Origin of the sequence: Zhaonella formicivorans (assembly GCF_004353525.1) — a bacterium.
Taxonomy (GTDB): Bacteria; Bacillota; DUOV01; order DUOV01; family Zhaonellaceae; genus Zhaonella; species Zhaonella formicivorans.
Map to the genome: position 1 here is coordinate 1,405,721 of NZ_CP085524.1, position 12,262 is coordinate 1,417,982.

A 12,262-nucleotide genomic window follows, 5' to 3' on the forward strand; every position below is an offset into this window, starting at 1 on the left:
AAAAGCATTTTTATGTCCAGGAAACTATCCACAGTTTTTTCGCAAGTATAGTTTCCTATACAATTACAATGAGATAAAATGAGAAAAATACAGGCTGCTGAATAACAGGTATTCAACAGCCTGTATAAATGTATCAAATTCCTTCTAAAATCAGACCGTGAGTCACAGAGTTAATTTTTTCCACCCGGGCTCCTGCTTTAATGGTTACCCCAGGATAGGCCCGGTCAACAGTAATTGTCCTGTCCTTGCCTACCTGGGCAAGTGTAATTGCTTCTGCCTGACTTCCCAACTCCCGAACCTTAATATTACCGCCGGCAATAATTTCACCACCCCTGAATACTCCCGGCGAGCCGTAAATAAGGACGTTTCCTCCTGCGTAAATATTGGAGCTGTAGCATCCTTTACCGGTGATATAAACGTCACCGCTGGATTCCAGATGGGAATTTTGCACATAGGGTACCGATAGCTTTGCCTTTTCCCTGGCTCTTTCCTTCAGCACCTGGCTGACGTTTTTGATTTCACCGGTAAATTTTGTACAGAACTCCTGAATAAGAGCCACCGTTTTAAGCTCCAAAGGAACACGGGCGCAAAATTTTTTAGTAAAGTCACTGAATGATTTCCGGAAATAATCCAACTCTTTGCTTTCAACGGCTCCAACCAATTTCTCCAGATCTTCCTCAATTTCTTTTAAAACAGCCGGGATCTGTTTGAACTTGGTATCCAGAAGCATTTTAACCAGCACTCCGTCGCCCAGCCTCTCCAGATCCCTGTTTCTGGACACGGTAGGATGTTTTTTTAACTGGGTTATTGCCGGAACAAGCTGCATCAGGTACTGTTGCAGAGTAGTTAGACTTGCAATTAACCTTTGGCAAATGGCAGAAACTCCACCGGCTCTAACCGTACCGCCTACCAGATTTTGGTGGATTACCACATCTCCACCGCCAATTATGGTGGCATTAGCCACATAGCCGTTCACCACCACCTTGCCGCTGGCCTCCACTTTCATGCCATCCAAAACGTTGCCCTGGATAATAACGTCACCTTTAAAAAGAACTTGTCCTGTTTTGGCATCTACGTCACCATTTAAAGTATAGCTTGGATAAACGGTAACAGTATGACCGCTAAGGACAGGCCGACCGGCAATAAGGGCCTTAGCCCTGGTTCCTTCTTTGTTGACCTCTGCCCCGTTTCCTGCCGCCAGGACAATGTTCTTAGGCGCCGGCGGCAGGACAGGATTACCATAGACGTCTACCCCGCTCTTGCCCGGCTGGGGAGGAATTACTTCAGCTAAGAGTTCTCCCGGCTCTACGCTGATTACATCATGCAAATGGATGAGAGGTGCTTCTTCCGGCTTGTTTTTTTGCAGTTTTTCCGCAAACACCAGTCTAATCTCTGCATCAATTCCCGGTACCGGTGGTACTCCCTGGGCAACAAGGTATTCGCTGTTTTGTTCTGAAGCAATGGCCAGCTGTACCATCTCCGGCATAATACCATGAACAATTCCTTTGGCTTGCAGGAGCTGAATCACTTCTTGTGTTGTAATTTCAGGCTTGATCAGCTCCTCTAGTTCAGCCTTTACAGTCAACTCATGGGCAGGGCCATGATCAAAAATCCGGTAACGGCTCCCCGGTGTGCGGTCAATTCTTACATAAGCATTCATTTTGTCTGAGCTGACTCTGATGTTTAACTGCCAATCAGGGGCGGAACAATCAGGTATCAGTTTTATTTCATCCTCGGCAGTAACTTGCTTTGGACCCGTAAGGGTCGAACCGTTCACCAGGACTTGGGCATGATCCCCCGGTGTTATCACAGCAGGTTTGCCGCCCTCCCGGGGATTGGTGACCAGCGCTTGCCCCTGGTAGATTGCCACTGTCCCATTTAAGGTTGTTGTATTATCCCCTGCCGCCTGCATCATACCCGCTCCTTGCATCATATTGCCACAAACGCTATTATTCACCTAAATTTCTACTATATACACCTAAATTCCTGCCAACCATCACCTTAATTTAGACTGCCCTGAAAATAACTGTAACGCGGATACCCCGTCGCAAGTTCGTCAGTTATCAGCTTTCAGCCGCCAGCTATCAGCTCTCAGCAGGCTAGCGCCGTAGTCGTTAGGCTTAGTTGCATGTATTTCTCTGGAGCAGTCACCAGTCACCAGTCGTCAGTCCTCAGTATTAAAGACTAAGCCGGGACTAGGGACTGGGGACTGAGGACTCGGCCAAAGGCCGACGCAAAGTACTAACGACTAAGGACTAACGACGAGGTTTGCCCCCATAAATAGAGGAAATACATTCCTATCCCAATCAAAATAACCCCGCTGGCCAGATTTATATAACGGCTGAACTTCCGAAAAGCGGGCAAACTCTTTAAGAAAGACGTAAAAGTGCCGGCCAAAAGCAGCGGCAAGCCGTGTCCCAAGCCGTAAGTAAAGAGCAGGGAGCCGCCGTATAAAACCTGACCTTTACTTGCCACGTAGGCAACAATCACTACCAATACCGGAGTGGCGCACGGGGAGGCCACTAGGCCAAATAAAAGTCCCACCAAGTAAGAGCCCACAACACCCCTTCCTTTAAAAGCAACTCCACAAAACCCGGGCAACTTGATTGTAAACACTCCCAAAAGGTTTAAACCCATGGCGATGGCTATTACACTTAGCACCAGGTACCAGGTGGAACCTATCCGACCGAAAACCTTGCCTAAAAAAGCGGCTGAAAGGCCAAGAATGCTAAATGTGGTGGCTAAGCCCAACACGAAAAAAGCGGATAAAAGAAAACCCCTCCACTTGTGCTGTTCGCCGTAGCCGCCTACGTAACCGACCATGACCGGGAGCATGGAAAGGATACAAGGACTGAAACTGGTTAACACACCGCCTAAGAATACAATCAAATAGGCCAGCACTGACCGGCCTTGCACTGCAACCGGAATAACATTGGTAAAAAAGTTCTCCAGCATCATTTATCTCCTTTTACTTAATTACTATTTTCATATTTCGCTACTAATACCGATATTCCTGCCCTTTTACTACATCTTGTAATTTAATAAATTGGCAATAAACTTAAAACTCCCGCAATGTTAGCGGGAGTCAGACTGTAGACAAAGCTCGCATGTATTATTTCGCTCTGGACAAGCTCGCACGCCGTTACCGGCGGCAAAGCCGCCGACGGCTGAGCGAAACAAGTCCCGCTCCATAATACATGCGAGCTACCAAGAATTTTGTCGACAGACACCCATGCTGCTGTGCAGCACCATCAGAAGAATGAAAAATTGTAACCCATTGTGTGCAGCTGCGACATATGACAAGCCATAGAGCGCTCTGTGAAGAGTTTGACTGTAAGCGGCCGAGCAGCATGGACGCTGCGAGAGCGCTGGAGTGGCATGGACGCCGCGTCAGCGCGTGCCGCTGGAAGTCAAACGATGAGCAGAAGCAGCGCTCTTGGCGAAGTCATCCCGGAGCAGCAGACACAAGGGTTAACATTTTGAGGGTAGCCTGATTCCCGCTATGTTTGCGGGAGTTTGTTAAAGGTAATCCTTATTGCAGGCTGGACGCTTTCTGTTTTTGTGCTTTCACCCGCTGGTCTTTATCAAGAAACCTCTTGCGCAAGCGAATATTTTTGGGCGTAACTTCAACCAGCTCATCTTCATTAATAAACTCTATTGCCTCTTCCAATGTTAAAATCCTGGGCTCCTTTAAACGGATTGCTTCTTCAGCTGTGCTGGAACGGATGTTGGTCAAATGTTTTCTCTTACAGACATTGACCTCCACATCAACATCCCGGTTTCCTTCTCCCACAATCATTCCTGCATAGACCTTGGCACCAGGTTCAATAAATAGAGTACCCCGGTCTTCAATGGAATGCAGACCGTAAGTCGTGGCTTCCCCGGTCTCAAAAGCAATCAATGAACCGTTATAACGGGTTTTGATTTCTCCTTTATAGGGTTGATAACCGTTAAAAGTATGGTTCATTACCCCCTGCCCCCGGGTCTGGGTGAGGAATTCAGAACGAAAACCAATTAAGCTCCTGGCAGGGATGTTAAATTCCAGCCGCAATTGGCCCGTACTCAAGGTGGTCATGTTCACCAGCTCGGCCTTCCTTCCCCCAAGGTTTTCCATGACCGGCCCCATCATAGCCTGGGGAATATCAATTACCAGATACTCCATGGGCTCCATGACAACCCCGTTTTGGCGCTTAAAAATGACCTGGGGTTTAGAAACCTGCAGTTCATAGCCTTCCCGTCGCATATTTTCAATTAAAATGGACAAGTGCAGTTCCCCCCTCCCCGAAACTTTAAACATGTCTGGGCTGTCCGTTTCTTCCACCCTTAAACTTACATTGGTATTAAGTTCTTTGAATAACCGCTCCCGCAGCTTGCGGGAAGTCACGAACTCGCCTTCCTGGCCGGCAAAGGGACTGTCATTTACCATAAATGTCATGGACAGCGTAGGCTCATCTATAGTAACAGCCTCCAAAGCTTCAGGATTATCAACGCAGGCAACAGTGTCGCCTATAGCCACATCCTCAAGGCCTGCCACGGCAACTATTTCCCCTACAGTAGCTTCCTGAATTTCGTTGCGGGCCAAACCTTGAAAATTCATCAAACGGGCAATTTTACCTCTGGTCATGCTGCCATCGGGCTTCACCAAGGCTGCCTGCTGGCCACTCCTAACTTTACCTCGGTGAATCCTGCCCACTGCCACCCGGCCAATGTACGAGTCATAATCCAGGCTGGTCACCAGCATTTGTAATGCACCGTCAGGTTCACCCTCAGGACAGGGGATATGTTCCAAAATTGCTTCAAACAGCGGCACTAAATCAACCCCTGTCTCCCCTAGTTCCCGCACAGCTGTCCCCTGCCGGGCGGAAGCATAAACAACCGGAAAATCAATCTGGGCATCATCCGCCCCCAGTTCTATAAAAAGCTCCAGCACTTCGTCCACAACTTCATTACACCTGGCTTCAGGGCGGTCAATTTTGTTAATCACAACGATAGGCTTTAGGCCTAATTGCAAAGCTTTTTGCAGCACAAACCTGGTCTGGGGCATGGGACCCTCAAAAGCGTCAACCACCAGGAGCACCCCGTCTACCATTTTTAAAACCCGTTCTACTTCGCCGCCAAAATCAGCATGGCCAGGAGTATCTACGATATTGATCTTCACCCCTTGATACATCACGGCCGTATTTTTAGCCAGAATAGTGATACCTCTTTCCCGCTCCAGAGCATTGGAATCCATAACCCTTTCTTCTACTACTTCGTTAGCCCGGAAAATTCCGCTCTGCTTCAGCATGCCGTCAACCAAGGTTGTTTTGCCATGATCAACGTGGGCAATAATAGCTATATTTCGTATATCAACTCTTTGCATCTGCTTTTCCTCCTTTGAACAACACACTTTAGTATAGCAGGTGCGATATTTTTGGGCAACCAGGAGATAGTGGTGAGTATTGTAACAGGGAAAGCAGGAAAAATTAAATGCGAGGCGAATTTAGTATAAGTTAATTATTAGATTAGGGTGGTTGTTATGAAGAAATGGCAAATTTGGTTATTTCTGGTGATTTGGTTGGCTTTAGGCGTAGCGGTTAATGTGGTGAATAACATCGGCACAGAACATGGCGGCGAAGGCTCTGCCCTGGAAGAAGTAGAAGAACATTAAAAGGGCTGCGTCTCAGGCAGCCCTTTTAATGTTTGAAGCTTACCAGCTGTATTTTTTCGTCCTGCTGTGCACCACGCTTTTTACCAGGGTCTCGGCCAGCTCTTCCCAGGTCACTTTTCCCCCGGGCTCAAAATTCCCAGCTTTGGCGTCCATAATACCCAGCCCCAAGGCAAACCCAACATAATTCCTTGCCTCGGCAGAAACCTCATTCTTGTCCTGAACCGGTAGTTCAATCTTAATGGGCAGCTCCGCCACCGTGGCATAGTTCAAAGTTTTAACCGCCCAAACTGCCAGGGTTTCCCTGTCGATACTTGCTTCAGGGTTGAACTTACCGCCGGGAGCAAGCACTCCGCTGTCAACAGCGCCTTCAATCAAGCGCCAATCGGGGTCTTCCGGGGAAACATCGCTGAAACTGCTTTCTTTGCTCTCCCCTTCTTCGTAATAAGGATAAAACCCTTGCACCGACCTGAGGGCCTTTATGGCCTGGCGGCGGGTCACAGCGCCGTCAGGGGAAGCATCAGCCGGTATCACTCCGCTGGAAATGAGGAGACTTAAAGCATTAGAAGTTGCCTCCATCTCTGGCACCTGTCGTTCCCGGCCCAACGGAAAACCTGTAAGTTTGCCGGATGCGGCATCAATCAAATTGCCCTGGGGATACTCCAGCTTATATACTAACACAGGTTCACCCGGTCGCTCCTCGTACCTGTTGGTACTGATGTACGTTAAAGTAGGCTTGATGTTGGCCAGGAGTACTGCTTTTGCTTCTTCCCGGCTGATAATTTTATCCGGGGCGACAAAATTCATGTCGGCCCAACTGTAATTATATTGGATAACTTCGCCGGTATAGGAATTAACGGTCACGCGCACGCCGTCCCTGTTGAAAGGTATCCCGTTTACAAGGCGAACCCAGTTGAAATGTTGCTGCCAGTTTTCTTTGCTGTAAGGTGGATTTCCCTCCTGATTCAGGACTAATTTGGCCAGCAGACCCGGCTGTACCTTGTTAATAAATTCCTCAGCTTTTTTTTGGGCTTCCTCCCTGCTCATAGGCTTCGGGGCGCTGCCCTTGGCCGGTTCCTTTAAACCTTCATCCCAGCGGTAAAAATTAACAACCTGGCCGGTGAACACGTCGACCCCCACACTTAAATTGCGCCCGACGTACGGTTTTCCCTCCTGCCCGGGCTCTTCGATGCTGTAAGTCCAGTGCTCCTCGTAATAATTTCCCGGCCCGTGGCTGGCACCGCCGCCGGAACGCCTTACCTGACCCGATACCCCCAGCGCCTTAAAAAATTCTTCTGCTTTCTTTATACCGGTCTCAGCACTGATGCGTTTCCGCTCAACAGGTCTACTCGAAAATAAACTGCCGCCTTGAAATATAAATTCCCGTTTAAACTGGCGCAGTCCTCCCCAATCAACAATACGCCCGCTGTAATCCATTGGCTTCCCGGTCACAGCATCAACGTAGGCGAAGAGGCCGGTATTTAACCTATAGACCGGCTTAAGCTCAGGCCATGCTGTCGACTGGACAGCCCATTCATAAGGGTATTCATAGCTCAGGATAAGGCCCAGTTCTTCCACAACCTGTTCTTTTATCTTTTCCGGCTCTGCAACCGGCAAATCAACCTTGGTAATTCCCGGTGTCCAGCTGAATTGGTAGTTGGTAATCTTTCCGCTGACAGCATCTACGCTTACGCTGAAACCATCACCTTCAACCGGTATCCCGGCAAATTTGCGCTCCCATTCAAAGCGGTAGTTAAGGTCAATATAGCTGCCGCCGCCGGAGTAATACGCCGGTCTTTCCACAAGTTCCACTTCCCTGAATCTCTCCGGCTGCAGTTTTTTGATAAATGCTTCTGCCTGCCGGAGCGCTTCCTGGCGTGTAATGACACCCGAGGCAGGAGTATCATAGCTGTAATTTTCACTGAGTTGCACGATGTCGCCGGTAACCGCATCTACCATAGCTGACAGGTAAAAGGAAGGTCCCGATCTGCGGTTTTCGTCCCTCCATTCCAGGCGCCAAGCCTGTCTACCGCTAGGGTAATAGCGGCTCTCCAGGTAAGCATCGCTTTTGTACTCGGGTTTAATGGCGCCTCCCACTGCTTTTTTCACTATTTCCATGGCCTGTTCCTGAGAAATCAGCGCTTTGGCTTCCCCTTGCACAGCTCCCTGCTGCACCGCCTTAACTTGCAGCTGATTTGCCCACGCAGGACTTATGATACTGCCGACCATTAAAAGCGACAATAATGCTGCCAATGTCCTTCGCTTCATGCCGTTCCCTCCCCCTTAATCATTATTTGGCTTTGCCCCGCTAACAATAATTATGTGGGCATTTAATATTTAGACTTCACCGAAGCGGAAAAAGTTCCCACTGGATGGCATTTTTTTGCTATGTGGTATAAAAAACAGGTTCTTGGCAAAATTAAAATGAACATAATCTATCTGCAAGGTGGTTCCATTGTCACTCAAAAAAATTTTCTTCGTTTTATTAAGCACTTTTTTTCTTCTGGCTTCTCCTGCCAGCGCTGAGGGGCCCGGAAAATTGGTTTTAATAATTGCCGATCACCTGAGCATCTACGACCTGGCAAACTACCACTTGCCGAACATGCAACGAATCCTCAAAAGGGGTAGCGTTGCACTTTTAAACACCAATACCGCCGGTAAAATAATACCGGAAAATACTTATTTAACTATTGCCGCCGGGAGCCGCTCTTTGGGCTCCTCCTGGTCAGGACGGGCCTTCAACTACGCGGAGACCGGGGCAGCTTTTGCCACCGAGAAAAAGCCTCTGACCACTGCAGAGGTTTTACAAGGAATTGGAATACCTCAAATAAAAAGCGGCGAAATTAGCCATTTAGGCATTTATCAACTGCAAAACACTGCCAGCAGGTTGAAATACTCAGTGGAAATCGGCGCCTTAGGAGAACTCTTGCAAACGACCGGCCTAACCACTTATATTTTGGGCAACGCCGATACTTATGCGGAGCCGCGGAGGTTTGCCGCCCTTTTAACAGTAAACCGGCAGGGGTTTGCCGGCAATGGCCAAATCGGCAGGGAAATCTTAACCAAGGACGACACTTTCCCCTTTGGTTGGCGTACGGATTACGAGAAAATATATAGTTATTTTTCCAAAGCTTTACCCTATGCTGATTTTATAGTACTGGAAACCGGCGACCTATCAAGGTTGGAAGAATATCAGCCCCTTATCTCCGCGGAAAATTTCAAGCAACAAAGAGAGCAAGCTTTGCGCCGTCTGGATTACCTGCTGGGCCGAGTTGCAAGCAGCCTGAAGCAGGACAGAGATCTGCTGATCTTGGCTTCACCCACACCCGGCAAAGAGGAACTGGCCAGGCACAACAATTTGACGCCGGTGATTATGTACGGAAAAGGTGTACAGGCAGGCCTGTTGACTTCACCCAGTACGCGGCGCGAAGGGATAGTTGTAAACACAGACCTGGCTCCTACCATTGCCGCATTTTTCGGGCTGAATACCCCTGCTGCTTTTGTGGGCAGGCCCGTTATAAGCCACAGTTCGGAGAATAACCTCAACTTTTTGCTCAGGCTGAATACCAGGCTGATAGAAATTTACAACCACCGACCGGTTATCTTAAAGAGCCATATAGTCATGCAGATCCTCTTTATCTTGAGTGCTATTGCCTTGCTGATCCTGACCACTAAAGAGTTAATTACCAGGATTATCAGTTTTTTTGTTTTTTATTTTCTGATAAGTACCCTGCTCTTAATTTTTTTCGGCTATTTTCAAACAGCCCGCCCAGCTTTATCGCTGGTAATTTTCCTTGGCCTTGGACTTGCTGTTTCAGCCCTGGTATATGCGCTGCCTTTTAACGGGTTGAAAAAGATCCAGGCCGTTGCCCTGTTGACCTCATTAGTCCTGCTGTTTGATCTGCTCTTTAAGCTGGGGATAATGCAAAATTCTCCGTTAGGTTACGACCCCATTATCGGAGCCAGATATTACGGTCTGGGGAATGAACTGGCCGGGGTACTGATCGGTTCCACGCTTTTAAGCGCTTCCCTCTTTTGGCAAGAGAACAGGGGTTATCTCCGGTTGCTGGGTGCAGCTTATCTTATTCTTACAGCAGCAGCCATCTTTTTACCCCAGTACGGGGCCGATGTAGGCGGACTGATCACTGCGACGCTCTCCTTTGGCTATCTGCTCTTAAACCTGAAGCAGAAAAAATCGCCAGCTAGACTGGCGCTGATTTTACCCTTGGCTGCGGCCCTTTTGCTTTTTGCCGTGGCGGCAGCTGATTTTTACTTGAACAAAAACGACTACACCCATATGGCCTTAACCGTCAGCACCATTAAACAGGAAGGGTTAAATGAAGCTTTCAACATCATCAGCAGAAAAGTTAATATGAATATCAAACTCCTGAACTATTCCATCTGGACAAAAGCTTTGCTCAGCTTTCTCCTGGCTTTTGCCATCCTGCTGGCTTGGCCCAAAGGCTTCGTGCTGCGCTTAAAAACCCATAACCCTATCCTTTACCAAGCCTTTGCTGCCATTTTGATTGCCAGCATAGTAGGGCTATTAGTGAACGATTCGGGAATCATCCAGGCCGCAACTACTTTTATTTATTTGATTTTTCCCCTGTTATACCTGGCCAAAAACGAAACAACATAAAAAAACATCCCCGGGGCTGCCGGGGATGTCTACCATAGCACCTAAACAGTGGGACCATAAACCATCCGAGGGATTATCAGCGAAACATCGGGTAAATAAGTTATTAGCAACAGTGCCACCAAGCTGATTAGAACAAATGGCATTACTCCCTTAATTATATTTACCATGCTCTCACCTGTTGCCGGCTGGGCCACGAAGAGGTTGAGGCCAAAAGGCGGAGTAAACATGCCAATGGCTGCGTTGGCTACCATGATTACACCCAAGTGGACAGGGTTGATCCCCAGTTGCATGGCGATGGGATAAACAAGAGGTGCAATAATGATAATAGCTGAAGAACCATCGATAAACATTCCGGCAATGACCAAGATGATGTTGATCATCATCAAAAAGGCTACCGGGCCGAAGTTGCTGTCGATAATGAATTGGGCCAGGCTTTGCGGGACTTGACCTACCGTTAAAATCCAGCCAAAAACCGAAGCTGCAGCCAGCAGAATCATGACCTGGGCAGTAGCCTCAGCGGAAATTATACAAGTCTTAAACAGTGACTTCAGATCCATCTCCTTGTAAATAAACATGCTGACAAAAATAGCATAAACGGCAGCAATACCCGAAGCTTCAGTAGGAGTAAAGATTCCCAAATAAATTCCGCCCATGATAATTGCAGGAATTCCCAGCGCCCAGCTGGCCTCTTTGGTAGCTCTCCATTTTTCAGCATAACTTGCTTTTTTATCCACAGGCACCCCGGCTTTGCGGGCATACCAATAGCAATAGAGAAGGTAAACAATGCCGTATAAGATACCGGCTCCCAAGCCAGCCATAAACAAGGCTCCTACAGATACGCCCGTCACAGCGCCGTAAATAATAGCACTTATGCTGGGAGGAATCAGCAAGGCCACGGAACCGCTGGCAGTGATCAATCCAACCGAAAACCCCCCGCCATATTGTTTTTCCTTTAAAGCAGGATACATCAAGCCACCAATGGCTACCACAGTAGCCGGTGAAGAGCCTGAAACAGCCCCGAAAAACATACATGCCACTTCAGTAGTCAACGCCAAACCGCCTTTTAAACCGCCAACTAACGTATAGGCCCAGTTAAGAATCCTTCTGGCAATCCCGCCTACTTTCATTACATTGGCACCTAAAATGAAGAAAGGGATAGACATCAGGGCAAATTTGTCAATGCCGCCGAACATCCTCTGGGCTACCACTGTTAACGGCATGTCAGTATACAACACGAATGCCAATAATGCCGACAAGCTTAGCGATATAAACACCGGCGAACTTAAAAACAACAGGGCAAAAAGCAAAATAAACAGTACAGTAATCAAGGCATAGCCACCCCCTACAGCCTGGACATATCTACGGAGCCGTCTTCAACAACCATGTCAACCCCGAAGGATTTGTCGGTTAAAATTGCATAAGCTGCTGCCACAAACCTGATAGTCATCAAAGCGCTGCCCAGAGGCATGGCTATATAGACAATCCACATGGGCATCATCATGGCCGGGCTTTTTTGCGCTGTCTCAATAACCAGCTGGGTTGAGGCCCAACCGAAATAGGTAATAACAGCTGTAAAAAAAGCAGCACTTAACTGGGCAAGGGCCATTAAAACTTTTTTTACAGGTCTGGGTGCCATTTGCACAAAAATATCAATGCCCACATGCATCTTGTTCCTGGCGCACATACTTCCACCAAAAAATGTAACCCAGACAATAGCATAGCGGATTGCTTCTTCAGCCCAAGTGGTTGAACTTTTAAAGACATAACGCAGCACCACGTTGACAAACAGCACTGCAGTTGCAGATAGGAGGAGCGCCCCGTTTACGGTTTCTTCAATTGCTGTTAAAACTTTATCGAGCTTGGACATCCCTGTTTCCTCCTTCTAATGGATACATACTCCTACAGCATTGTTATTTGGGGACATATCCCAGCATCTTAGATGCAAAGGAGATATGTCCCCCGGCCTTGGATAAAAA

Annotated in this window: 8 protein-coding genes; 2 read left to right on the plus strand and 6 right to left on the minus strand. The window is 47.9% G+C overall.

Features of this window, described 5'->3' with window-relative positions:
* Positions 1-133 precede the first annotated feature (133 nt).
* From EYS13_RS07055 to typA, 3 genes are all read right to left on the minus strand, one after another.
* The gene (locus tag EYS13_RS07055) at positions 134-1,957 is read right to left on the minus strand and encodes a FapA family protein (RefSeq protein ID WP_227767303.1); all 1,824 of its coding nucleotides are present in this window, start codon (positions 1,955-1,957) and stop codon (positions 134-136) included.
* 284 nt (positions 1,958-2,241) lie between these two features.
* Positions 2,242-2,955 (minus strand): cytochrome c biogenesis CcdA family protein, encoded by a 714-nt coding sequence (locus EYS13_RS07060; RefSeq protein WP_227767304.1) that lies wholly within the window; start codon positions 2,953-2,955, stop codon positions 2,242-2,244.
* Positions 2,956-3,532: 577 nt separating this feature from the next.
* The gene (gene typA / locus EYS13_RS07065) at positions 3,533-5,362 is read right to left on the minus strand and encodes a translational GTPase TypA (protein WP_227767305.1); all 1,830 of its coding nucleotides are present in this window, start codon (positions 5,360-5,362) and stop codon (positions 3,533-3,535) included.
* 156 nt (positions 5,363-5,518) lie between these two features.
* Between typA and EYS13_RS16235 the strand changes: the two genes are divergently transcribed.
* A complete protein-coding gene (locus tag EYS13_RS16235; protein ID WP_265332428.1) occupies positions 5,519-5,650 on the plus strand; it encodes a hypothetical protein in 132 nt (43 codons plus the stop codon).
* A gap of 39 nt (positions 5,651-5,689) precedes the next feature.
* Here the strand turns inward: EYS13_RS16235 and EYS13_RS07070 are convergent, their stop codons facing one another.
* A complete protein-coding gene (locus EYS13_RS07070) occupies positions 5,690-7,915 on the minus strand; it encodes a YcdB/YcdC domain-containing protein (protein ID WP_227767307.1) in 2,226 nt (741 codons plus the stop codon).
* A 187-nt stretch (positions 7,916-8,102) separates the two neighbouring features.
* Here EYS13_RS07070 and EYS13_RS07075 point away from each other — a divergent pair, with 187 nt between their 5' ends.
* On the plus strand, positions 8,103-10,286 hold the full coding sequence (locus EYS13_RS07075) for a hypothetical protein (protein ID WP_227767310.1): 2,184 nt from the start codon (positions 8,103-8,105) through the stop codon (positions 10,284-10,286).
* Between the two features lie 41 nt (positions 10,287-10,327).
* On the opposite strand, the gene EYS13_RS07080 is transcribed toward EYS13_RS07075, so the two are convergent.
* Complete coding sequence (locus EYS13_RS07080; RefSeq protein ID WP_227767312.1) at positions 10,328-11,614, minus strand: TRAP transporter large permease; 1,287 nt, start codon at positions 11,612-11,614, stop codon at positions 10,328-10,330.
* A 14-nt stretch (positions 11,615-11,628) separates the two neighbouring features.
* On the minus strand, positions 11,629-12,153 hold the full coding sequence (locus tag EYS13_RS07085; RefSeq protein ID WP_227767314.1) for a TRAP transporter small permease: 525 nt from the start codon (positions 12,151-12,153) through the stop codon (positions 11,629-11,631).
* Positions 12,154-12,262: the final 109 nt, after the last annotated feature.

What these genes read in the sequence shown, in the direction of transcription:
- EYS13_RS07060 (WP_227767304.1), bottom strand. Translation starts at nt 2,955, where the DNA reads ATGCTGGAGAACTTTTTTACCAATGTTATTCCGGTTGCAGTGCAAGGC.
- typA (WP_227767305.1), bottom strand. Translation starts at nt 5,362, where the DNA reads ATGCAAAGAGTTGATATACGAAATATAGCTATTATTGCCCACGTTGAT.
- EYS13_RS16235 (WP_265332428.1), top strand. Translation starts at nt 5,519, where the DNA reads ATGAAGAAATGGCAAATTTGGTTATTTCTGGTGATTTGGTTGGCTTTA.
- EYS13_RS07070 (WP_227767307.1), bottom strand. Translation starts at nt 7,915, where the DNA reads ATGAAGCGAAGGACATTGGCAGCATTATTGTCGCTTTTAATGGTCGGC.
- EYS13_RS07085 (WP_227767314.1), bottom strand. Translation starts at nt 12,153, where the DNA reads ATGTCCAAGCTCGATAAAGTTTTAACAGCAATTGAAGAAACCGTAAAC.